Genomic DNA, 23,194 nt, shown 5'->3' with positions numbered 1-23,194 from the left:
CACACCAGCGGCATGCCGGGGATGTTGCCACTGCAAGTGAATGAGGTGTTGAGGGACTTCACTGCGCATGCCACCCCGGCAAAGCTCAATGCCGCCTATGCGGACTACGGGCAGCCGCGGTTCTGGCAGGACCTGCACACCGTCAGCATCAAGGGCCCGCTCGGCAAGGACTATGCTTACTCGAGCGCCGGCACCGAGTTGGTCGCGCACACCCTCGAGAAGATCCACGGGGCTCCCTACGAGTCGTTGCTCGCGGAGTTCCTGGCGCGGGAAGCCGGTATGCACGACACGTGGCTGCGCCTGCGTGCCCAGGACGCCAACCGCCTGGCTCCTGGCTACCACAGCGACAACCCGGTCGGCACCACGCCGATGCCTCTCCTGCCCTGGGGCGCGGCGGGAGCATTGAAGGCGACGATGCCGGAGATGGTGAAGTACTTGCGCTTGCAGTTGAGCAACCATCCCGCGGTGACAGAGTCACACAAGCCGCTGGTGCGCTTCGCGGAGGACTTCAGCATTGGCTATTTCTGGAACATCGGCTAGAGCAGCCAGTTGGGCACCCACTACGTGCATCACGGCGGCGTGCCTCGCGCGCAATGCTATCTCTACCTCGTGCCGAAGTATCAGTTGGGGGTGTTCATCATCACCAACCAGAGTGGCGATGCGACCGCCAATGCCATGGAACGCGCGCTGGCGCCCCTCTTTGACAGGGTCGAATCCATGCAGGGTCGCTAGCACGGCGAACAACAGGGAGTGAGTACGCGTCGAGCCCGCGCAGACTTCTCTCAGCTCGACAAGTCGTCGGAGAGCATGTGGAGCAGGGAGGCCGCGCGCAGGTTCCCAGCCCCCTCGCGGGAGGTGGGCCTGCTCACTCGGTCGCGGCGCACGGCCTCGGGGGTGGGTCGTATCGCTCACCGATGCGCCGCTCGACCTCGACAACGCTGCTCACCTGGACGCACTCCCGCGGGCCGATGAGCGCGTCCCTGAGCTCGGCGGGCGCACAGCGCTTTGACGTTGGTTCGTGGTGACTACTGGAGGGCCTGCGCGTCATCGCCCCCTGGGGAGAGCAGCCTCTCCATGGGGAGCTCCACTCCCTCTCGCGCCAGGTACGTGATGGTGACGACCTTGTTGTCGGTCGAATCCACACCGCGCACCGTCACGAACGCCGCGTTCCACACCTGCCGCTCCGGAGCCATGAAGGCCGTGCGCACGAAGTTGAAGGACTGCTCGTTGTCCCCATGTTCCGTCTCGATGCGGCACAGGCTGGCCCGGCACTCGATGGACCTGAGCTGCGAGGGGTCTGGCAGCGCGGCCCTCACGCCGTCCTTCGCTTGCCGCTCGGCGCTCCGCGCCCACGCGGTGTCGAAAGGCTCGTCTCCGAAGTAGGCCTCGAGGCGCTGTCTCACCTCCTCCGTGGAGGCGGACGAAGGGGCGGGCGTCCCCCCAGCCTTGGGTGTCGCGGCGGCGAGCTCGGGTGTCGAGGCAACGGGCTCGGGTGCCACGGGCGAGGGGACGGGGACCTCGACGCGCGCTTCACGGAGACGGGCGGGCGGCGTGGGCTCGGGCGCGGAGGCCGGCCCCTGCCTCGCGGTCGCGAGCGGCTCCGCCATGGAGGCGCGTCGAAGGAGCTCGTCCCTGTCATGCCGCTGCTGGAAGAACATCACGGTGGCGCACGCGCAGGCGAGGGCGCCTCCCGTCAAGAGATGTCGGGGCTTCATGGTCATGACCTCGGTGGAGGGAGCCGCCGCTCCCCGAAAGCCGGGGAGCGGCGGCTCGACGGGACTACTGGTACCAGTAAACGCTGTTCACGCGTCCGCCCGGGTTGAGGTCGCACGCGAGGTTCAGGGTGCCGCCGACAGGCACGTACACCGGGCCGAGCGCGACGCTCACGTTGGCGCCGAAGCTCGGGAGGTAGGTGACGGGCACCGACCACATCTGCGTCGCATCACGGCTGAGCGCGAAGAACCGGCAGCCGACGTTGTTGGCGGAGCTCGCGCCATAGGCATTGAAGGTGACCCGGTAGTTACCGGAGTCGTCGACCTGGAGCGGGTAGAACAGCCCGACCGTCCTGGGGCAGTTGTTCGTCTGCGTGGTCCACGACTCGCCCAGGCAGGCGCCATCCGCTTGGAGCTGGGGCTTGCCGTGCCACCCGGAGACGGTGCGGGCACTGGCGGTCCCCGCCACGCTGCCGAGCACCACCGCTGAAGCAATGAGGATCCTCTTGTAATGGGCCATCGGTTCGACTCCTTGGAGTGAAGGTGCTTCGAGGCGTGTGAGAGTGTTTGCCGGAGCCGGCCCCTCGGCTCGGCGGCATGAGCGTGGAGGTGTGGAGTCGGTGCTTCGGTCGTGAAGGCCTCTCCATACGTCCTCGTCGGATGCATGGCTTTGCAGCTCACATGCCGTTCCAGTCGCCGCGCTCCTCGGACGCATCTGCCTCGGAGCGCACCTGACCGAGGCCCAGGAAGGCACACCACGGACACAGCGCCGCGCGGTGCCAGGCACACCGTTTCGCTGTGTCGGATGGCCGGGGGCCGGGTGTCTGGGTAGACCATCATGGGCTACCATGACGGGAGGGGGGAAGCCGTGGACGATGACCGGGACGTCACGCCGGAGGTGGCACAGCTCACCGTGGGGACCAGCCTCGTGCCGGACGGCTCGCCCGGAGCGGGGTCGGGCCCGCTCCACGGAAACGCTTCCGTGGGGCACTACACGTTGCTGGAGCTGCTCGGCCACGGCGGCATGGGAGAGGTCCACAGGGCCTGGGACAGGCGGCTGAGCCGCACCGTCGCGCTGAAGTTCGTGCGAGGCGCGGACCCGGACCGGGTGATGCGCTTCCTGCAAGAGGCCCGGATGCAGGCGCGAATCGACCATCCGAACGTGTGCGCGGTGTACGAGGTCGGTCATGCGGAGGGCCGGGACTACATCGCGATGCAGCTCATCGAGGGCCAGCGGCTCGACCAGGCCGCGGCGGGGCTGTCGCTCCCGGAGAGGGTCCAACTGATGCGAGAGGTCGCCTCCGCGATGCACGAGGCGCATCGGCTCGGCGTCATCCACCGCGACCTCAAGCCGGGCAACATCCTGGTGCGACGGCAGGAGGACGGGCGCCGCGCCCCGGTGGTGATGGACTTCGGTCTGGCGCACGAACCCAGCCTCGAGCAGGGCATCACCCGGTCGGGCGCTGTGATGGGCACCCCCGCGTACATGTCACCGGAGCAGGCCCGAGGGGAGACGCGGGCCGTCGACCGGCGCTCGGACGTCTATTGCCTGGGCGCCACCCTCCACGAACTGCTGACCGGCGCTCCTCCGTTCTCGGACAAGACGCTCGTCGGCACCCTCAACAAGGTGCTCCACGAAGAGGCGCCGCCCGTGCGCACGCTCGTGCCTCACCTGCCCGGCGACCTGGAAGTCATCGTCCTCAAGTGCCTGAGCAAGGACCCCGGGCAGCGCTACCCTTCGGCGCGAGCCCTGGCCGAGGACCTGGGGCGCTACATCGACGGAGAGCCCATCCTCGGGCAGCGCCCGGGGCCGCTCTCCCGGCTATGGCGCCGCGCGCGCAAGCACCGGACCCTGGTGGCGAGCTCCGCCGTGTCACTCTCGCTCATCCTGGTGCTCTCGGGCCTGGGCATCACGTCCAGGTGGGACGCGCGACAGGCTCGACTGCAATCGGAGGGGCGTGCGCGGATGGCCGAGCAGCTTGGCCAGCAGGTGAAGGACCTCGAGTGGTTCCTGCGATTCGCATACACGGCCCCCCTGCATGACACCCGTCGAGAGCAGCAGCTCGTGCGCGAGCGCATGGCGCGCATCGCCGCCTGGCCGCACACGCTGGGGGCACCGGGAGATGCGCTCGTCCAGTACGCGCTGGGACGTGGCCATCTGGCGATGCAAGAGCTGGAACAGGCGCTCTCCGCGCTGACGCGCGCGAGGAGGCTGGGGCTGGACTCGCCAGAGCTCCATCATGCGCTGGGAAGGGGCCTCGGCGAGCGCTACCACCAGGAGATGGAAGCGGCGCGGCACGGGGGCGACCCGGCGTGGGTCGCGGCGCGGCAGCGCGCCCTCGAAGAACAGTACCTCCGGCCAGCGCTCCAGTCGCTCGAACGCAGCCAGGTGCTGGAGCTGGAGTCCCCCCAATATCTGGAGGGATTGATTGCCTTCTATCGCCACGACTACGACGCGGCGGCTCGGGCGGCGGCCCTCGCCGAGACCCAGGCGCCGTGGCTGTACGAGGCCCGGAAGCTCGCGGGCGACGTGGCCCACGCGCGAGCGATGGAGCAGTTGGAGCGGGGCCACTACGACGCGGCCCGCTCGGGCCTCCACGAGGCCCGCCGCCTCCATGAGCGCGCCGTGGAGCTGGGACGCAGTGACGCCCGGAGCTACGAGGCGCTGGCGGAGGTGGGGTTGCAGGAGGCGGAGTTGGACCGGCGCGAGGGGCAGTCTTCCGGGGCTTCGCTGCAGAGGGCCCTGTCCGCGGCGGAGCAGGGTCTCCAGGCCGCGCCGTCTCGCGGGGCTGGCTACACCCGGAAGGCCTTCATCCTCCTCAATCGGTACCGCGCCGCGAACCCGGGCGGTGAAGAGGTGGACCCGAAACGACTCCTCACCGACTGCATCGCGACCGCGTCGCGCGCGGTGGAGTTGTCTCCCCTGGACGTCCAGGCACACGACATCCTGGGCGTCGGCTATTTCTTCCGGGGGCTCCAGGCGTCCTGGGAGGGAGGAGACCCCGAGCCGTCCTGGCGCGAGGCCATCTCCCGGCTGGGTCGGGCCCTCGAACTCCAACCCCAATACCCCTGGGGACTCAACGACCTGTCGCTGGTGCATCGTTGGCGAGGCAATCGCCAGCGCGAGCGCGGTGAGGACCCATCCACCTCCTATGCCGAGGCGGAACGCCTCCTGCGTCTGGCCGTGAGGTACGACCCGAAATACGTGTTCGGGTACTCGAACCTGGCGGAGCTGTACAACGCGATGGCGGCTCAGCGGCTCGCGCGGGGGATTGATCCGGAGCCGGAGGTGCGAAAGGCCATCGCGGCGGGTGAGGCAGTGCTCGCCATCAACGGCAACTACCACTCCGCGCTGAACAAGCTGGGGCTCTCGGAGCTGCTTCGCGTGGAGTACCTCGTCGCCTCGGCGGCGGATGCACGGGCTCCGTTGGCGCGTGCCGCTCGCTGGTTCGAGCGCTCGCTCGGCATCAATCCGACCTTCGCGCGGACCCACTTCTTCCTCGCGACAGGGCACGTGTTCGCGGCGACCCAGGCCGTGGTGGAAGGTCGCGCCCCCGATGTCGCGCTCGAGGCGGGCCGACATGCCCTGCGGGACGCGACGCGAGGGGATGCGAGCTGCGCCGACTGTCAGGTCCTGAGCGCGCGGCTGGCGCTCGTGGAGGCCACCTGGGTACGACGCAACGGCGGCTCCGGACTCCGACTCCTCCAACTCGCGCGCGCCGAAGCGAGGAGCGCGGTGGAGATACAGCCCTACAACGACTCCCACCAGGAGCTGGCGAGGGCCTGCCTGCGTCTGGCGGAAGCGGTGTCTCCCCGCGAGGCCCCTGGCTTCATCTCCGAGGGCCTCGCGCAAGTGGACCGGGCGCTCACGCTGGACCCGAAGCTGGCTTCGGCTCATGCCGTCCGGGGAGGGTTGCTGTTGCTCGAGGCACGGCTGGCACGCGCGGAGGCGGCGCGCGCCGAGCATCTGCGTCAGGCCCGCGAGTCACTGGTGAAGGCCCTCGTCTTCAATCCACTGCTGCGGCGGGAGTACGCGGAGGCGCTCCGCGAGGCGGGGCTCAGTCCGGCGCCGGGGTGAACGTGCCCGTGGCGAGTTTTCCCGTCGGTGTCCATGTGGGCGGCCTGGCGCAAGGCGGCACACCGAGCATGCCGGCGGGCGGGGCGATGCCGGGGACCCGGCGGTTCTCGGGGTTGAGGCAGACCGCGCCTTGGGGACTCCAGAGGGCCTCCAGCGTCCGAAGCTCTTCGACCTGGTTGCTCGCGTCCCTCCCCAGTCCGAACTCGTCGCGCTTGTTGATGCGCGTGCCATTCCGGGTGTAGCTCTTGAGGTCTCCGCGGCCGACGAAATACGCGGCGCGCTTGGCCTGCAGGCACGAGCCGAAGAGATGGCCGCGAAGCGTGTCGTAGACGCCTGTGTCGGGGTTCCAGGGGGCGTAGCCCCAGTCGAGACAGCTCACGATGGCCCCCGACTCACAGCCGATGGTGGTCCACGTCGGGACGGGCTCGACGGCTGCGTTCACGCTGTTGATGCGCAGCCCTGGCAGGAAGGAAGTTGCGTCCCTGTCGGAGGCGATGACGCCCCCCAGGTCGCAGTGATGCACCCAAGTCCCCCTGGCCTCCCGGTAGAGGACGTCATAGCCGCGGACCCGGGTCGAAGCCCCGAGGCGGGGCGTCACCGCCACCTCGAAGGTCGCCGCTCTTTCGGGCCCGCCGTCATCGGCTGGGAGCGAAACCCCGAGTCTCAGCCGGTGGAGGTCCTCGTCTTGAAGTTGAAGAACCTGGGTGTCGGTGCAGGTGCTGGACATGGGACAGTAGTTCACGGTGAACCGGGTGCCCTCCGCCTGGATGCTGTGAATCCTGACGGACTCGCCTGTGCCGGATGTCCGGGGATTCTGTAGCACTCCCGTCACGGTGTATCCGCCGAGCAGGTCGCCGGGCGTGCTGGGGACTCGGCCCATCAAGCGGACAGAGGGGCGGGGTGCGCTGGCCGAGGCCGGGATGTTCGCGAAGGCTTCGGGACAGAAGCGGGGTCTCCCATTCACCTGGAAGCAGTAGGTGCCGCCCTCGACGACGAAGATGCCCAGCCCGTTCGTCTCCGGAGGTCGGCAGCTGGGTTGCCCGGTCGGACATTCCCATGGCGACAGGGGTATGGCTTCCGGGGGGAGGACACAGGTCTCCGAGCGGCAGTCCCGGACGGGCAGGCTCTCGTTGAGGTCGGGCTCTCCGGGGGGCGTGGGCCTCACGCAGGACTTGCTCCCGGGGAACAATACACAGCACCCGCTGACCCCCATGGCCAGGAACAGCATCACCACGTACTGGAGCCTTGCGCTCACTCGCGAGCCGAGTCCGGGAGGGCGGAGGCACTGCTTCGTTGTCATTGCCAGTCCATTCATCGTGCGGCTTGTATAGCGAACGTCGTGCCAGAGCGGGCCGCGTGAACAGGGTTCCCCGCGCCGCGAGGAGTCTCGATGACTTGCGAAGCGACGCGGGCCCGCGGTGGTGGAGCGAGGGTCCGTGGCACAGGAAGAGGCACCGCCTGACGTGTGCCCGTGGCACAAGCGTATGATGGCAACCATGGAACGGGAACTGGAACGGTCGACGGTGCGCTCCAGCAGGGATGTCGCTGGCGCTCATGCGAGCGATGCGGCTCGTGTCCCAGGGCTGCTGCGCCTCTTCGGAGGAGGCCGGGCAATGGCCGTGGCGATGCCCTCGAGTGGGGAGGTCCTGGAGTTGGGGCGAGGCGCCACCGCGCTGGGTGAGGTCCAGGACGCGAAGATGTCGCGGCGTCATGCCCAGGTCCGCTTCGATGGGCGGAGCTTCTGGGTCACCGACCTGGGCAGTCAGAATGGCACGTTCGTGGACGGTGAGGCTTTTCCCAAGGGGACGGTCCATGAGGCGAGGCGTGTGGTGCGCATGGGGGACTCGCTCTTCGTTCCCTGCCAGGACCTACGGCCGTTCCAAGCCGAGGGGGTCCAACTCGTGGAGGGGTTCGTGCGGGGGCCGGCGATGCAAAGGCTGCTCGCGGAAGTCTCCCAGGCGGCCAGTCTTGGCTTTTCGCTGCACATCCATGGGGAGAGCGGTACTGGCAAGGAAGGCGTGGCGCGCACCTTCCACTTCCACTCTCACCGGCGAAGTGGCCCTTTCATCGCCGTCAACTGCGCGGCCATTCCCCTGAGCATCGCGGAGCGACTGCTGTTCGGCGCTCGGCGGGGAGCGTACTCAGGGGCCGACGTGGACGCCCCGGGTTACCTCCAGTCCGCAGATGGAGGCACCTTGTTCCTCGACGAGGTCGTGGACCTGGACCTGTCGGTCCAGGCCAAGCTCCTGCGGGTACTCGAGAGCAGGGAGGTGCTCCCGTTGGGGGCTTCGAAGGCACAGCCGATAGACTTGCAAGTCTGCTGCGCCAGCAACAAGGACCTGCGCGCCCTGGTGGCCAACGGGCAATTGCGCGAGGACCTGTACTTCCGCATCGGCCGACCGGAGGTCACGCTGCCGCCGTTGCGCCAGCGCCCCGAGGAGATTCCCCTGCTGCTCGAGCAGGAACTCCAGCGGTTCTCGCCCGGGATGGGCCTGCACGTCTCGCTGGTCGAGGAGTGTCTGCGGAGGCCCTGGCCCGGTAACGTCCGCGAGTTGCTGGTCGAGCTGCGCGGCGCGGTACAAGCCGCGCTCATGCAAGGCGCGTCTCGTGTCGAGGCACGTCATCTCGGTCCTGGCGCCGGAGCGAGCTTCGGGCCGGCCTTGTCACGGGCTCCCGAAGCGCAGCGAGAACCTCCTCGGCAGCGGGCGCCATCGAAGGCAAAGCCCCTGCCTCCCGACGAGCGTGCCCGCATCGAGCAGGCCCTGCTCCAGAACGGAGGCAACGTGACCGCCACGGCGCGAGCGCTCGGCATCCATCGCACGCAGCTCCGGAGGCTGCTCGAGCGCCACGCACTCACCCCTCCCGATGCGGACGAACAGGAGTGAGTCAGGGAGACGGCCGCCCACCTCGAAGGCTCTATCGACGGAGGGGCGCTGGGGCCGGATGCATCCTCCTCTGCTCATGAAGAGGCTTCGGCTGGAGCCGAAGCGGCAGGACGATGGGAGCGCTCCACTTCGCGGCATGAGGGAGGCTGCTCTTCCGTAGGGCTGCTGGGGCGCGGTGCTCGTGGACTCGCGAGGATGCATGGAAGGACTGGCCGGGCAGGCGCTCACCCCACCCGCCAGCCGCGTTTCCTCCAACTGTCTCTGGGGTGTGCGGACCGCCGTCCTGACTGCTCCGACTTGCGGTCCGCTTGGCCGACCCCGCTACGAACAGCTTGGGTGACCCGCCTGCGATCCATTACCCCGGTCCGTCACAACCCGGCGGGCTCGGTGGGCCTCGCGCGCTGAGACAGAGCACTCGAATCGGCAGCGCGACGGCCCTCCTGTATGCAGCCTTCGACTGCTTGTCTCCACCTGTAACGCTGACTGGTAGCGTCTCGGAATGAAAGCCATCTGTAGCGTCGTATCCGCCACCCTCTTCAGCGTGTCTCTCTCCTGCGCCCACGCCCCCGACCGTGGCGCCTCGAAAATGCCCGGTGAGGGTCAATCACGGAAGAGAGCCGAAAGCATCTGCCGAGTGCCATCGATGCCCGCGGAATTGAAGCGGGAATGGCCGGGGCTTGAGTACCCCCTATCCGGAAGCGCTCCTGTCGTGTCGTGCAACGACAATCAAGCAAAGTTCGAAGAAGGATACCGCTTCAAGCTCTTCGCCTCCCCCAATAGCGATGTGAGACTTGATTATCTTGGAACACCCGAGGAAATGCGAAATGCGTGCTGGAATGCCTGCATCGAGCAGCAGAAGGTCTGCCACAAACGCTTCGCTGTCGTGGCAACATGTTCGCGCTTTCAAAGGGCTGCCCGGTGCACCGTCACAGCACTCGAGAAGCTCTGTGATTCCCAGCTCCGCGACTGCAAGAACTCCAACGAGGCCCCTTTGGATGATTCCTGCACCACATACGGCGAACCCTGACAGTCCGCGCTGGCCTCCGGTGAGGCGCGGCGCTCCCTCCTACAAGGCATCTTCCCAGGTCCGCAAGGCCTGTAAAAATACGGCAAATCCAGCTCTTTCCGGAAGGCCATCACCTGCCATATGACAGGCATCGGCCCCGATGACCGACGACACCCTCAGCGCCGAACACGCCCCCTCGTTTGAAAGTGGAACCGGTGCGGCGACGCTCTTCCTTGCCTATACGCGCAACGCGTTCATCGAGGATGAGCGTCATGGGCTTGGCGGCGGCGCGACGCTCCTGGGGCGTGGCGCCCCCCTCTTCCCCCGGGTCGCCCTGGACGACGCCCGGCTCTCCCGGGGCCATGCGCGCATCGAACACGCCGGGGGGACCTGGTTCGTGGAGGATTTGGGAAGCCACAATGGCACCCATCTCAATGGACGACCGCTCACGGGACGCGCTCCCCTCGCGTGGGGGGATGTCCTGCGAATGGGGGACACGTTGTTTGTCTTCGCCGAGCCCTCCGAGGCCCCCCATGACGAACACCCGGTTGACGGACTGGTGGGCAGGAGCGCCGCGCTGACGCGGCTCCACCGCGACCTCGAGCGGGCGGCGCGGCAGGTGCAATCCGTGCTCATCCTGGGGGAGACCGGGACGGGCAAGGAAGTCGCCGCGCGCGCTCTCCATGAACGAAGCGGCCGAGAGGGGCCCTTCATCGCGCTCAACTGCGGAGGCGTCGCGGAGAGCGTGCTGGACAGCGAGCTGTTCGGGCATGTGCGCGGCGCGTTCACGGGCGCCGCATCCGCCCGGGACGGTCTTCTGCGCGAAGCCCATGGGGGCACGCTGTTCCTGGACGAGTTGGGTGAGATGCCGCCCATGCTCCAGGTCAAACTGCTCCGCGTGCTGGAGACGCGGCGGGTCCGCGCCCTGGGAGGAACGCAGGAGGTCCCCATCGACGTGCGGGTGCTCGCGGCCACGCACCAGGACCTCGTCTCCCAGGTGAATGAGGCCGCCTTCCGCGCGGACCTCTACGCGAGGCTCGTGCAATGGCGCCTCCTGATGCCCCCCCTGCGCGAGCGCCGCGAGGACATCGCGCCCATCGCGCGCCACCTGCTCGGACGCATGAAGGCCGAATCCCGCCCCATCGACGTGAGCCTCGCCGAGGCGCTGCTCCTGCACGACTGGCCGCTCAACGTGCGAGGCCTGCTCAACGTGCTCTCCATCGCGGTCATCGCTTCAGATGGCGGGTCGTTGAAGTGGGGCGTGCAGGTGGAGCATGAGCTGGAGGCGGAGCGGCGGATGCGGACAGCCCGGCCCTCCACGCAGCCGTCCGTGGCGGAGGTCTCCTCCCAGCCTCCTGCTCCGCGTCCGGCGCGCGCCGTCGATTCCACCCCCCAGGAGTTGGAGACCCACCTGCGCGCGCACCAGGGGAAGGTCGCCGAAGTGGCCCGGCACCTCGGGTGCTCGCGGCAGCAGGTGTATCGGTGGATCGAGGACTTCGGACTCGAACTGGACCATTACCGCGCGCCCCCGCCGCGCCTCAGCTGAGACTTCCCAGAGGGTCCCATGCGTTCTCTCCTCCCCCTGACGATGATGGCCTGGATGGCGACGCTGAGCGCCGGGGACTGCGTTGCGCCCATGGCCTTCGAGCCGCGGGCCCAGGAGTCCCGCGAGGCCCCGCTCCCCCAGCCCGAGCACGTCAATCCTCAGGCACCCGGCCTTACCGGCTGGACCGGCGTCGATGGCGGCAGTGTCTTCTTCCAGAGACAGTTCGACGGAGGCGTCAGCGACTGGGTGGGAAGCGATGGCAGGGCCTATCAAATCCGCGAGAGCCCCCCCGCGGACCCGTGCCTGCCCGCGCTCCTGAAAGACGCGGGCGCCCAGCTCAAGCTCTATACCGTCACCGATGTCGTCCTGAAACACAACGTCTGCGCGGGCCAGGGCTACGTCACGCGGAACCCCCAGGAATGCTCACCGCCCACGAGCCACTTCTATGAAGGGAAGGCGGTCGTCATTCCCGGCTGCTGGATGCCGGATGGAAGCTTCAACGACGGAGGCGGCGACACGCCCTGCTTCACGGCGAGCTGCACGACGGGCGCGGTCGGCGTCTGCGCGCACTGGGGCTACCTCCCCAACCAGGAGTGGGATGGCGGGCCCCCGCTCGCGCGGCTGTTCCAGGCGTGTGTGCGGGCCGCGCGCGCCGACTACAACGGCGACGGAGAGCCCTTCACGTGCCAGGGCACCTACGTCGACTTCGTCGATGGCCATGGCATCCAGACCCAGGACACCTTCTCCGGAGGGCTTCCGCCGTTGCTCTTCGAGGCCGCCTGGAATGAGCACGGCGCCCTGCCCTTCGGCGTGACGCCGCACGGGGAGAGCTGCGTGCGGCCGCGTTACGCCCCCACCCTCCTCTCGAAAATCCGAGGGGCGCCAGGAGCCCCGGTGAAGGCCAGCTACGACTGCCGCCAACCCGGTGACGTGGGGACCCCCTTGAAGGACTACTTCGACGGGGGCGTGCCCTTCCTGCTGCTGACCCAGACCTGGAAGAACGAGTACTGCGTCACGGACGATGGAGCGGGTGGAGGGCTCCGCACCCAGTGCCCCGTGTGCACGGGGGAGCCCCTGGGGCCAAGGACCTGTCATGGGGGGAGCTGCGTGCCCCCTCTGTTGCCTTGAGCGCCCCCACGCCAGGGGGTTGGGAGCCGCCCCCGGCCTTCGACGAGTACCGCCTCATCCGCCTGCTGGGCCAAGGAGGAATGGGCCGCGTCTACCTGGCCGAGGACACGGCGCTCCAGCGGAGAGTCGCCATCAAGTTCATCGGCGCGGAGCGGTCCGGCCCGGGACAGCGGGACCGGCTCTTCGCCGAGGCCCGGGCGCTCGCCCGCCTCCGCCACCCGAACGTGGTGACGGTGTACCGGGTCTCGGAAGTGGGCGCCCAGCCCTATCTGGTGCAGGAGTTCCTCCCCGGCGTCTCCCTGCGGGACCTGGACACGCCGCTCCCGCCGGAACGAGTCCTCGCCATCGCGCTGGGACTGGGACGGGGACTGGCCGCCGCGCACCGCGCCCATGTGCTCCACCGCGACATCAAACCGGACAACGTCATGGTGCTCCCGGAGGGCGAGGTGAAGCTCGTCGACTTCGGGCTCGCGCTCTCCTGGGCGGCGGAGCAGGCAGACGCCGCGGCCAGGGCCACGGTCCCCCTCGCCGGCACCCATGGGTACATGGCTCCGGAGGCGCTGCGTGGCGAACCGCCCGGCCCCCGGGGAGATGTCTATGGGTTGGGAATGGTGCTTCACGAGCTGCTGGAGGGCCATCGCCCCTTCGACACACCCACCGCGAGCGGCGCGGTGGACGAACCGGGGACGCCCGAAGCGCGTCCTCCCCGTCTGGAACCCTCCGGAAGCGGGCTCGGCGTCCGCCTGCGCGCCGTCATCCTCCGGTGTCTCGAATACGATCCGGCGCGGCGCTTCGCCTCCGCCGACGCCCTGTGCGCGGAACTCGAGCGTCTGAACGAGGACCGCGATGCGGCGCCGGTTCCTCCCGGCAATCCCTATCGCGGGCTGCGGGCCTTCGACGCGGAGCACCGGGCCGTCTTCTTCGGACGTGGCGCGGAGGTCCGCGCCATCCATGAGCGGCTTCGCGCCCAGGCGCTGGTGCTCGTCGCGGGGGACTCGGGCGTGGGCAAGTCCTCGTTGTGCCGGGCGGGCGTGTCGCCGCTCGTCATGCTCGCGGGGCTCGACGACGGCTGTGCGTACACCGTGCTGCCGCTCATGCCCGGGCGCCGGCCCTTCACGGCGTTGGTCGCCGCGGTGGCGGGACGGCTCGGGCTGTCCGAGGAGACACTGGCGGCCCAGGTGCGGCAAGAGCCCGCGGCGATGGCCCGGACGCTGCGCGCCGCCGGGCCCACGCGAGGCACCCTGCTGTTCATCGATCAGCTCGAGGAGCTGTTCACCCAGAGCGAGTCGGACGAAGCCGCCGCCTTCACGCAGGTGCTCGGGCACCTGGCCATCCTGGCCCCAGGTGTGCGCACGCTGGCCACGGTGCGAGGCGACTTCTTCACCCGGCTGGCGGCGCTGCCAGGGCTGGAGGATGAAGTGGCGCGCGCCCTCTTCCTCATCAAGCCGCTGGGCCCGGAAGGGACGCGCGAGGCCGTGGTCGGTCCGGCGCGCGTGACAGGCGTCGCGTTCGAGACAGAGGCCCTGGTGGACACGCTCGTGGCGTCCTCCGCCCACGCTCCGGGAGGACTGCCGCTCCTCCAGTTCACGCTCGCCGAGCTGTGGGATGCCCGCGACCGGGCGAACCAGCGCATCCAAGAAGCTTCGCTGGAGGCGCTCGGGGGCGTCGTCGGAGCCCTGGGTCGTCACGCGGACGGAGCGCTGGCGGCGCTGGCACCCGAGGCGCGCCGGGCGGCTCGCGACCTGCTTTCGCGCCTCATCAGCCCGGAAGGCGCCCGGGTCCGACGGACCACCGGGGAGCTGGGTGCGGAGACCTCCGCGAATCGCATCGCGCTGGAGGCCCTGGTCCGGGCGCGGCTCGTCGTGGTGAGGCAGGACGGTGAGGCGCACGTCCACGAGGTGGCGCACGAGGCGCTGCTCCAGGGTTGGTCCACCCTGCGCGGATGGCTCGAAGCGGCCCGGCAGGAGCGGCAGGTGCTCGAACGGGTGAGGCTCGCCGCGGCAGGATGGGAGCGCGCGGACCGCGCCACCTCGGCGCTGTGGAATCGGCGTGAACTCGACGCGGTGACCGCGGCGGGCGAGCTCGCGCTGACGCGGCAAGAAGTGGCTTTCCTCAAGGCCTCGCGGAGGGCGCTCCGGCGCTCCTTCGCGCGGCGCCTGGGGCTGGGGCTGGCCCTGCCCCTCACCGCGCTGGTGGCGGGAGGCGCGGCTTGGATGAAGGGCCGCCACGCGCTGGAGCGCACCGTGCAGGAGCACCTGGATGAAGCCCGGGTGTCTCTCACCGAAGCCCGCGCCCACCATGCCGAAGCGGAGGCAGCGCGCGCGGACACCTTCCAACGCCTGGACGCGCGTGGGGAGCGCGTCCTCACCGGCGCGCTGGCCAAGGCAGACGCAGGGGAACCCGAGGAGGCCTGGACCCAGGCACGAACGAGCGATGGCCTCGCGGACGAGGCCTACCAGCGCGCCACGCAGGCACTCGACACCGCCCTGCTGCTGGACGGCTCGCGGAGGGAGGCCCGCGGACTCCTCGCGGAGGTCCTGACCGGGCGCATGGAGTTGGCGGAGTGGTTCTTCCGTCCCGGACAGCGGCGCGAAGCCCTGCGCAGGCTGGCGGGCCTCGATGACGACGGTGACGGGCGACGCAGGCTCCTCGCTCCGCCGGTCCTGGAGCTCGCCACGGAGCCCCCGGGAGTGGAGGTGCTGCTTCAGCGTGACACGGGCCTGCCCGGAACACCCAGACTGTCCGAAGGCATCTCCCTGGGCCCCACGCCCATCGCGTCGCATGCACTCGATACGGGCCCGGGGTCCTATGTCCTCACCTTCCAGGCACCGGGCCTGACGCGCGCCGTCCTGCCGGTGGTGTTGTCATCGGGAGAGCGCCTCCAGGCGCGCATCCCCCTGCCGCGGTCGGCCGACATCCCGGAGGGCTTCGTCTACATCCCGCCGGGCCGTTTCCTCTTTGGCAGCAGCGACGACGAAGCCCTGCGACGCGAATTCCTCCAGGCGCCCCCGCTCCGGCCGGTGATGACCGAGGGTTACCTCATCGCCCGCCATGAGGTGACGTTCGCCGAGTGGCTCGCGTTCCTCGATGCATTGCCACCGGACGAGCAGCGGCGACGGACGCCCGGCGTGAGGTCCACGGCCGGCGCCCTGGCGCTCACTCGGGAGAAGACGGGCTGGCGGCTCATGCTCCAGCCCACGCAGCATCCCCTCTCCGCGCGCAGCGGCGAGCCCATCCACTACCCAGGCCGCACGCACAGGGCCGTGCAGGACTGGTTGCGGTTTCCCGTCTCGGCCATCTCGCTGGAGGACGCGCGGGCGTACCTCGCGTGGCTGGACCGCTCCGGGCGCGTCCCGGGAGCCCGGCTGTGTTCCGAATACGAATGGGAGCGCGCGGCACGTGGCGCGGACGCCCGCCTGTTTCCCATGGGCGACCTGCTCGCGCCGGACGACGCGAACTTCGATGAGACCTATGGCCGCCAACCGCTGGGCTTCGGTCCCGACGAGGTGGGTGCCCACCCTGCTTCCGCCAGCCCCTTCGGGGTGATGGACCTGGCCGGCAACGCCATCGAATGGGTGCAATCGGTCCGCGCGCCCGGAGAGGCAGTGGCCCGCGGAGGGTCCTGGTACTACGACCGCATCTCCAACCGCTCCAACACCCGAATGCCCAACGAGCCCTGGCTGAGGGACATCCGCGTGGGCCTCCGCGTCTGCGCGCCCGACACGGGTTCGCATCACGCCCCGTGAGGTGACTGGAGCCGTCCGCGTCCGGACATGTCCGGACATGTCCAGGACAGGCGCCCGCACACGACCGCGCCACCACCGCCCCCGCGGACACCCCCTCCGTGCGGGCTGGCACAACGCGTGCTCAAGGGGAGGTCCGAGCCCACGCAGGGCTCCTCGACCCCCAGAGAGGTTTCACTCATGCAGCAGAGCAAGCTCTTCGGCCTCCTCTTCGTCCTTCCGATGCTGATGCTCAGCACCTCCGCCCACGCCTTCGACATCAATGGAACGTACAAGTCCGAGAACGGTGAGTTCGTCCTGAACATCACCCACTCCAGCGATTTCGACGGCTCCTTCAGCGGGACCTACGACACCTACTTCACGCCAGTCGGACCGTTGAGCATCCCCGTCTCCGGGACCTTCCATTTCGTCCACAACCCCGACGGGAGCCTGGTGCCGCTCGCCCTCGAATTCTCCGCGGTGACGCGGCCTGGTGACTGGTCCTATGTGCTGGCGGACTCCTGGTCGGGCATTCTCACGAAGCCCGGCGTCATCTCCGCGACGGGCGTGAGGTCCTACCTGCCCGCTGGAGGCACGGGCGTACTGTCGAGCCTCGGAACCCATACGTTGCAGTAACGCTTCAAGTCTGCCCACCACAGCCCCATGGGATTGAAGCCATGCGCTGTGGGTGGGCAGCTGGGGTCCTCACGATGCTGGATGGGAGGGTGGCGGCGGGAATCAAGTCGAGGTGACACCGAGAACTTCTCGTGTTCCAGGCTATGCGCATGAGCCGGTGCTACCGCGAGGGGGCCTCGCGTGTCTGGCTCCGACCTGGGGGGGCGTGCGAGAGTGCCCGTCCCCTTTATGCGCCTGATGAACAAACGCTCCGTAGCCATTGCTGGAATGATGCTGGTGCTGGCCGCTTGCAAGACGACGGGCCCTGCACCCGCCCGCGATATCCCCACGGCAATGAACCAGGCCGCGACGACCCTGCTGCGGTCACGACTGCTGCACGCAACGTCGATCGCCGTGGTCTATCGCGGCGAGGAGTTCATCCTGCATCGGGGTGAGCTGGAGACCGGCAAGTCCAATCCGCCCGATGATTCGACCCTCTATGAGATAGGGTCGGTCAGCAAGACCTTCGTCGGACTGCTGTTGGCAAACGCTGTCCTCGAAGGCAAGGCGACCCTCGACGACCCGATACAAAAGTATCTGCCGTCCGCCTATCCGAACCTTCAGTCAGACGGCGGGCCCATCCGTCTGCGCCACCTGGTCACACACACCAGCGGCATGCCGGGGATGTTGCCACTGCAAGTGAATGAGGTGTTGAGGGACTTCACTGCGCATGCCACCCCGGCAAAGCTCAATGCCGCCTATGCGGACTACGGGCAGCCGCGGTTCTGGCAGGACCTGCACACCGTCAGCATCGAGGGCCCGCTCGGCAAGGACTATGCCTATTCGAGCGCCGGCACCGAGCTGGTCGCGCACACCCTCGAGAAGATCCACGGGGCTCCCTACGAGTCGTTGCTCGCGGAGTTCCTGGCGCGGGAAGCCGGTATGCACGACACGTGGCTGCGCCTGCGTGCCCAGGACGCCAACCGCTTGGCTCCTGGCTACCACAGCGACAACCCGGTCGGCACCACGCCGATGCCACTGCTGCCCTGGGGCGCCGCGGGAGCTTTGAAGGCGACGATGCCGGAGATGGTCAAGTATTTGCGCTTGCAGTTGAGCAACCATCCCGCGGTGACAGAGTCACACAAGCCGCTGGTGCGCTTCGCGGAGGACTTCAGCATTGGCTATTTCTGGAACATCGGCCAGAACAGCCAGTTGGGCACCCACTACGTGCATCACGGCGGCGTGCCTCGCGCGCAATGCTATCTCTACCTCGTGCCGAAGTATCAGTTGGGGGTGTTCATCATCACCAACCAGAGCGGCGATGCGACCGCCAACGACATGGAACGCGCGCTGGCGCCCCTCTTCGACAGGGTCGAATCCATGCAGGGTCGCTGACGCTCCGACGGCTCGCCATGGCCGGAACGGCTGCTCGGCTTGAGCTGGAATGCGTGCTCACCTTCACCGGAATACGCATGGGGGAGTCCAACGCTCATCCCCTATGAAGATCAGACCCCTCAGATCACGTCAACCGTGCCCTGGGTTAGCCCAACCCCCGAGGGCGCGCGACACATAGACTGGCATTCCTTGGCGGTGAGGCGGAAGCGGGAGATCAGGAGTGCCGCAGCGCTCCGAGACATGCCATCCGATGACAGGTGTACATCGTAGGTGAATGAAGGATGACTCCTCGAGCAGGGCCGGACCTGGACATCAATCACATTCTCACTCAAGCTCCGAACCTTCCCATCCCAGGAGCATTCAATGAGAGGAATCTCTTCATCGGTCCTCGCGCAAACACTCGCGCTCGTGACCATGCTGACGACATCCAGCGCCCTCGCACAGAAGACCATTACCTACAACAGCTCGAGCGGACTCTCGACCGGCATTTGTAACGTCTTCAATCTCTCGACGCCTGCGAAAATCAACGACATCGTTCATTACTCGGTCTCTGGAGGGGCCAGATTCAACGGCAGCGCTGTCATCCTCGAAGCTCAGTCAGGAAACACCTTGGCCTCGAACCTGGGAACGGCCTATGCCCTCAAGGTCGGCTTCAAGGCCGGACGCAAGTACACCCTCGCGGTGACTGCGTCGAAGACCTCGGATGATCCTGTGTCCAGCCCCCATCTCAGCTTCTCCGTGCGCACGTCGCTCCCCGCGCCCGCTGAGACTCAACCCTCGGGCTGCGGGCCCGTTGGACAGGAGTACTGGGCGATGTTGCTGAATGACGTCGTGGGGGCAACCTACATCAGCTCGGCAACCACCAAGGACTACTCCCTCACCGAGTGGACCGCCAGCGAGGACCTGGACTACCTCTTCGTCCTGGCGACCCAGGGCTCCAACACGAAGTCGACGCAGGTCTTGATCAGCAAGCTCTCCATCACGGAGACCCTACCTCCCGTGTTCTCCCTCACCCCTGAGTCCGTCGCCCTGGCGTGTGGGGACACGTCTGCGCGAACCTTCACCGTGAACAACCTCGGAGGAATCCCGAACGTCACGGCGTACGAGTGGGACCTCGGCTCGGCGAGCAATGGCTGGCTCCATCAGGGCGGACCCGCACCGGCCACGCTGACGACCTCCGAAGCGTCCCTCACGTTGACTCCCAGCTGCGGCGCCGCTCAGTCGGGCATCTCCGTCTCGGTGAAGGCAGGGAGCACCACTCATGGGCCCTATCGGTCCAGCGTCGCCAACTCCGGCTACCCCACGATGGCCATCACAGGCCCCGACATCCTCTGCGCCGCGACCCCCCAGGAGTATCGAGTCACCGGGCTGCCCTGTGGCGCTTCCGTCATCTGGAGCTCGAGTGACGCGACCCTGGCGACGGCGACCACCCTTGGCAACAACACCGGGACGCTCACGCGAGGCCCTCAGATCGGCGATGTCGACCTGACCGCGACCGTCTCCGGCGCCTGTGGAACCACGACCCTCACTAAGAGGGTCCGTTCTGGCCCCTACTCGTTGACCCGGCCCTACGGAACCCTCACTTTCGAGACCAATGCCGGCTCCTACAAGACGGTGGAGTTGGTGACCGGGACCGACTTCCACGGCTGGACCTACGGCACGAATGGCTTGCTGCTGCGCGCCTCCGTGACCCGCCCAGGCATTAGCGGGTATTGGCTCCTGAATGAGCCCACGGGCTCGAGCGCCGAGGTCTTGTCGTTCCAAACGACGGATCTAGGCAGGACCGCCATCGTGCGATTCAACCCCTTTGCGCCCGGGGACAAGTTCGTCAGCATGACGTTCTACACGACCGCCAATGGCTGCGGCAGTGGCGGCGCCAACAGCCACTGGCTCTTCTACCGAGGAAGCAGCGGCCTCGCGCCGGCGGGCACGTCTCCCCCCCGGTGACGAGTGGGGCGCAGGTGTGCCTACCCAAGACTCGGTCGCTGCGTCATGGACGCGTCAAGGCCGCCTTCGGCAGTGCGTCAATGCGAGCGAGGCGCGCACGGTCGTCGGTCTGCCTGGTGCCTGGGTCGACGATGCGAAAGGGCGGAATCATCTTTCGTCGAGTGGCTGAAGCCAGCTCCGGCTGGATGGATGCGCCTATCGCTAGTCCACGCCCTTCCCCAACTGCCCAGTGAGTCCCCACGACACCTACAGCTGATGCACCAGCCGCGTCTGCTGGACTCATTTCAACGGTCGAGGAAGCGCCGAACTCGGTCATCGGAATACAGCCAGACAGCCGGCGCTTCCTGGATGGAGATGAGCTGGCCCTGACCGTCAACCGCCTCCCAGGCGAGCTTCAGAGTGAGCCACTGCCCCGATGGGGTGAGGAAGTCGTAGTCCCAGTCCTCTGTCCGGTGGAACGTCCCGCCTATTTCTCGCGACGGACTCAGCACATCGTCTGGCGAGCCCAGCAGTTGGAGGACCTCACCGGCCGACATGTTCTCGTGTAGCGCCGCCGCCCGCGCGCGCCGGTCTGTCACGGGTGCCAGCATGGGAAGGCGACACTCGTCGTCCCCACCATCAAGGAAATGGTACGTCGCATGGCCTTCGGGCTGAAGCCCCAGCACCCGGAGGGCATGCTGGACGACGGGGCGGAATGTTTGCCTTTCAAGCCACGTCGAGTACCCGTCGCCGAACGCGAGGCTGCTCTCGATAGAGTAGGGGCGGTCCACCTCCTCCCAGCGCCGGAGGTGCGGCACGCACGACTCGATACGATGCACACCCACCAGATGGAGCCCGGCCACGATGCGCCCCAGTTTCTCCTGCGACGCATCCCTCACAATCTCTGCCCGTCGCTCCGTCAGCTCCGCCAGCAGCGACTCCACGCCGCGCCGCTCCGCATCATCCAGTTCGCGGGAGAGCGCGGGCCACTCGGGGGTATCCTCCCCAACGAGGGCTGCCCCGGAGAGGTCGAGAACGAGGCGCTGGCCCATGGACGTCCGGCAGACGAAGAGCGACAAGCCCTCGCGTGAGTGAAAGTAGGACCACGAATTCCGGGCCCAGGTATCCCCCTCGGCAGGCCCCGAGTCGTAGTTGCGTGCCCGCCACACTCGCCCACGGGGCTCATGCGCTTCCCAGTCTTCCAGTTCCGCATTCCCACGGATGACGCGCACCCGGAATACCTCGCGCCCGGACGGCTCGACAGCAACGACCTGAGGAGGGAAACCGTGCAATCGGAGAACCACCCAACCGTCATCCGACACCCACAGGCCCAGGGGCGGCAACTCGCCTCTCCCCTGCCTCCGCACCCAGACGACACGCGGCTCCGCAGCCCCGGGCACATGCTCGACTAGCCGGTAGCCGAACCCACACTGGTCCTCGCGGTACTTGGCGAAAGAGTCGTCCTCCAACCGTGCCCCCCCGTCTTGGTGGCGGTCCATCCCCCAGTTGTGAGAGGAGCGCGCCTCCAAAGTGAACCGCCCCTCCGGGGACATTGCGGCACGGTCGCGGAAGACGATGATGGACACGGCCCCACTCTACAGCAGCCGCCGGGCACCTTGGGGCGTGGCCCGGTTCAGTGGCTCTCCCGCACTTCGTATGGACCGTAGGCTCAGATGGTGAGCAGCACTCGGCGGCGGAACAGGTCGAAGTTGGCGCGGCCATACATCTGACGCTTGAGAAGCTTGAGCTTCGTGATTTGGTCTTCGGCCTGGGCGTCGCGCCAGGGAGTGGTCAGCGCTGCCCGGACGGCAGCGCCGTCCTGTTCGAGGCCCTCCGCAAAGGTTTCCACCGCGCTGACTTCGCACGCACGCGCCTCGCCCAACCACGCTTCGAAGGACCTGCAGGACCTCGTTGGCCTTGCTCGGTGTGACGACGTGCGGGAGGAGTGTCTGCGCTCGAAACGGCTGGTAGCGCTCGAAGGCGGAGGTGAGCGCTGGTCATCCAGCTTTGCATCATTTGCCGTCCATTCAGCAGCAAGTGCCAGCGGTCCGCTACCTGCTGGGCCTCTGGAGCGCCCAGTGCCGCTGCTCGTGCGTACTCAGTCGACCGGTCTCTGGCGATGACTTCCACGCCGGGGTGCTGGTGCAGCCAGGTGCTCACCGTGTGAGTTGAGCGGTCTGGCAACACGTCCCGCACGCAGTGCGCTTCCAGGTCGACAAGGATGGAGCCGTAGGTGCGCCCCTTGCGCAGCGCCCAGTCGTCGAGGCCCAGGACGCGAGCGGGGCTGGGAGGAGGCAGAGGAGCACGGCGAATCAGCCGCAGGAGGGTACCGGGACTGGTGGGCATGGCCAGGGGTTTGAGCAGCCTGGCCCCAGCCTCTGCTCCGGCTGTGATTGCAACGGCGCACTGCGTGGTGGCCAGCCGCCGTGTCCGCTGAGCCTGAGCGGCCAGCAGGCGCACCGGCCGCTCCGCGAACGTGCGGCGGGAGCAGTCCGGGTTTCGGCAGCAGAAGCGCCGCACACGCAACTCGAGTCGCACGACCAGAGAGGAACCACACGAAGTGCGGGAGAGCCACGGAACCGGAGCACGCCCACACGGCCCTTGCCCGCGGTAGACTCCCGCCATGCTCATCAGGAGAGCCGAAGCCGTTGATGCCGCGGGCATTGCAGCCATCATCCTCCCCACCATTCGCGAAGGCACCACGTACGCGCTCGACACGAACATGAGCGAAGCGGACGCGCTGGCCTATTGGATGGGGCCGGACAGGGAGACGTTCGTCGCGGAGGAGGACGGCGTCATTGTCGGCACCTATTTCATCCGTCCGAACCAGGCCGGTGGCGGACGGCACGTCTGCAACTGTGGCTACATGACCAGCGCGGCCGCGCTGGGCCGAGGCATCGCGCGTCGTATGTGCGCGCACTCGCTGGAGCATGCGCGCGTGCGTGGCTACCGCGCCATGCAGTTCAACTTCGTCGTCAGCACGAACACGCGGGCCGTGAAGCTCTGGCAGGCGCTCGGGTTCGACATCGTCGGGCGGCTGCCGCTCGCGTTCCGGCATCCCACCGCGGGCGACGTCGATGCATGGGTGATGTACCAGCAGCTCTGACGCGCCTGCTCGATACTTCGTGGACCTGTGCCTACCCAAAACTCGGTCGCTGCGTCATGGACGCGGCAAGGCCGC

Annotated in this window: 16 protein-coding genes and 2 pseudogenes; 12 read left to right on the top strand and 6 right to left on the bottom strand. The window is 68.0% G+C overall.

Annotated features, from left to right (window positions below):
- The 3 genes and pseudogenes from G4D83_RS21820 to G4D83_RS47260 all read left to right on the top strand — a co-directional run.
- The coding region (locus tag G4D83_RS21820; protein ID WP_240356490.1) for a serine hydrolase at positions 1-540 on the top strand (540 nt) is incomplete at its 5' end.
- Positions 541-549: 9 nt separating this feature from the next.
- The gene (locus G4D83_RS46295) at positions 550-732 is read left to right on the top strand and encodes a hypothetical protein (protein WP_240356489.1); all 183 of its coding nucleotides are present in this window, start codon (positions 550-552) and stop codon (positions 730-732) included.
- 202 nt (positions 733-934) lie between these two features.
- Positions 935-1,009 (top strand): annotated as a pseudogene (locus tag G4D83_RS47260) (DUF5953 family protein); the annotation flags it as partial.
- 16 nt (positions 1,010-1,025) lie between these two features.
- Here the strand turns inward: G4D83_RS47260 and G4D83_RS21815 are convergent.
- Together G4D83_RS21815 and G4D83_RS21810 are read right to left on the bottom strand one after the other, a co-directional pair.
- Complete coding sequence (locus G4D83_RS21815) at positions 1,026-1,715, bottom strand: hypothetical protein (protein ID WP_163866732.1); 690 nt, start codon at positions 1,713-1,715, stop codon at positions 1,026-1,028.
- Positions 1,716-1,779: 64 nt separating this feature from the next.
- On the bottom strand, positions 1,780-2,232 hold the full coding sequence (locus G4D83_RS21810) for a hypothetical protein (protein ID WP_163866731.1): 453 nt from the start codon (positions 2,230-2,232) through the stop codon (positions 1,780-1,782).
- A gap of 348 nt (positions 2,233-2,580) precedes the next feature.
- Here G4D83_RS21810 and G4D83_RS21805 point away from each other — a divergent pair, with 348 nt between their 5' ends.
- Positions 2,581-5,790, top strand: a complete 3,210-nt coding sequence (locus G4D83_RS21805) for a serine/threonine-protein kinase (protein WP_240356488.1) — start codon at positions 2,581-2,583, stop codon at positions 5,788-5,790.
- On the opposite strand, the gene G4D83_RS21800 is transcribed toward G4D83_RS21805, so the two are convergent.
- Positions 5,771-7,045 (bottom strand): ADYC domain-containing protein, encoded by a 1,275-nt coding sequence (locus G4D83_RS21800; protein ID WP_163866729.1) that lies wholly within the window; start codon positions 7,043-7,045, stop codon positions 5,771-5,773. The genes G4D83_RS21805 and G4D83_RS21800 overlap by 20 nt on opposite strands.
- Positions 7,046-7,403: 358 nt before the next feature.
- On the opposite strand from G4D83_RS21800, the gene G4D83_RS21795 reads away from it, so the two are divergent.
- The 7 genes from G4D83_RS21795 (at position 7,404) to G4D83_RS21765 (ending at position 20,034) form a co-directional block, all read left to right on the top strand.
- The gene (locus G4D83_RS21795; RefSeq protein ID WP_240356487.1) at positions 7,404-8,675 is read left to right on the top strand and encodes a sigma 54-interacting transcriptional regulator; all 1,272 of its coding nucleotides are present in this window, start codon (positions 7,404-7,406) and stop codon (positions 8,673-8,675) included.
- Between the two features lie 1,166 nt (positions 8,676-9,841).
- Positions 9,842-11,227, top strand: coding sequence for a sigma 54-interacting transcriptional regulator (locus G4D83_RS21790; RefSeq protein WP_163866727.1), 1,386 nt, complete (start codon positions 9,842-9,844; stop codon positions 11,225-11,227).
- Positions 11,228-11,245: 18 nt separating this feature from the next.
- Positions 11,246-12,355 carry an ADYC domain-containing protein gene (locus G4D83_RS21785; protein WP_240356486.1) on the top strand — a complete coding sequence of 370 codons (1,110 nt, stop codon included), beginning with the start codon at positions 11,246-11,248 and terminating at the stop codon, positions 12,353-12,355.
- Positions 12,352-16,101, top strand: coding sequence for a bifunctional serine/threonine-protein kinase/formylglycine-generating enzyme family protein (locus tag G4D83_RS21780; protein WP_163866726.1), 3,750 nt, complete (start codon positions 12,352-12,354; stop codon positions 16,099-16,101). The genes G4D83_RS21785 and G4D83_RS21780 overlap by 4 nt, the downstream gene beginning before the upstream one ends.
- A gap of 177 nt (positions 16,102-16,278) precedes the next feature.
- Positions 16,279-16,713: a hypothetical protein gene (locus G4D83_RS21775; protein ID WP_163866725.1), complete on the top strand. Its 435-nt coding sequence runs from the start codon at positions 16,279-16,281 to the stop codon at positions 16,711-16,713.
- Positions 16,714-16,941: 228 nt separating this feature from the next.
- Complete coding sequence (locus G4D83_RS21770) at positions 16,942-18,087, top strand: serine hydrolase domain-containing protein (protein ID WP_240356484.1); 1,146 nt, start codon at positions 16,942-16,944, stop codon at positions 18,085-18,087.
- Between the two features lie 609 nt (positions 18,088-18,696).
- Complete coding sequence (locus G4D83_RS21765; protein WP_163866724.1) at positions 18,697-20,034, top strand: hypothetical protein; 1,338 nt, start codon at positions 18,697-18,699, stop codon at positions 20,032-20,034.
- A gap of 284 nt (positions 20,035-20,318) precedes the next feature.
- Here the strand turns inward: G4D83_RS21765 and G4D83_RS21760 are convergent, their stop codons facing one another.
- From G4D83_RS21760 to G4D83_RS47250, 3 genes and pseudogenes are all read right to left on the bottom strand, one after another.
- Complete coding sequence (locus tag G4D83_RS21760) at positions 20,319-21,599, bottom strand: hypothetical protein (RefSeq protein WP_163866723.1); 1,281 nt, start codon at positions 21,597-21,599, stop codon at positions 20,319-20,321.
- Between the two features lie 83 nt (positions 21,600-21,682).
- Complete coding sequence (locus G4D83_RS47255; protein WP_420826652.1) at positions 21,683-22,018, bottom strand: transposase; 336 nt, start codon at positions 22,016-22,018, stop codon at positions 21,683-21,685.
- Positions 22,012-22,638 (bottom strand): annotated as a pseudogene (locus G4D83_RS47250) (ISL3 family transposase); the annotation flags it as partial. The pseudogene G4D83_RS47250 and the gene G4D83_RS47255, both read right to left, overlap by 7 nt.
- Here G4D83_RS47250 and G4D83_RS21745 point away from each other — a divergent pair.
- Positions 22,637-23,119: a GNAT family N-acetyltransferase gene (locus G4D83_RS21745; protein ID WP_163866720.1), complete on the top strand. Its 483-nt coding sequence runs from the start codon at positions 22,637-22,639 to the stop codon at positions 23,117-23,119. The pseudogene G4D83_RS47250 and the gene G4D83_RS21745 overlap by 2 nt on opposite strands.
- Positions 23,120-23,194 lie beyond the last annotated feature (75 nt).

It is taken from the genome of Myxococcus eversor, assembly GCF_010894455.1.
Taxonomy (GTDB): domain Bacteria; phylum Myxococcota; class Myxococcia; order Myxococcales; family Myxococcaceae; genus Myxococcus; species Myxococcus eversor.
Note: the sequence above shows the minus strand (reverse complement) of the source record. Positions and strands in the feature narration are given on the sequence as shown.

Excerpts from the sequence above, each read along its gene's own strand:
- G4D83_RS21815 (WP_163866732.1), bottom strand. The coding sequence starts at position 1,715 with ATGAAGCCCCGACATCTCTTGACGGGAGGCGCCCTCGCCTGCGCGTGC.
- G4D83_RS21810 (WP_163866731.1), bottom strand. The coding sequence starts at position 2,232 with ATGGCCCATTACAAGAGGATCCTCATTGCTTCAGCGGTGGTGCTCGGC.
- G4D83_RS21795 (WP_240356487.1), top strand. The coding sequence starts at position 7,404 with ATGGCCGTGGCGATGCCCTCGAGTGGGGAGGTCCTGGAGTTGGGGCGA.
- G4D83_RS21790 (WP_163866727.1), top strand. The coding sequence starts at position 9,842 with ATGACCGACGACACCCTCAGCGCCGAACACGCCCCCTCGTTTGAAAGT.
- G4D83_RS21785 (WP_240356486.1), top strand. The coding sequence starts at position 11,246 with ATGCGTTCTCTCCTCCCCCTGACGATGATGGCCTGGATGGCGACGCTG.
- G4D83_RS21775 (WP_163866725.1), top strand. The coding sequence starts at position 16,279 with ATGCAGCAGAGCAAGCTCTTCGGCCTCCTCTTCGTCCTTCCGATGCTG.
- G4D83_RS21770 (WP_240356484.1), top strand. The coding sequence starts at position 16,942 with ATGCGCCTGATGAACAAACGCTCCGTAGCCATTGCTGGAATGATGCTG.
- G4D83_RS21745 (WP_163866720.1), top strand. The coding sequence starts at position 22,637 with ATGCTCATCAGGAGAGCCGAAGCCGTTGATGCCGCGGGCATTGCAGCC.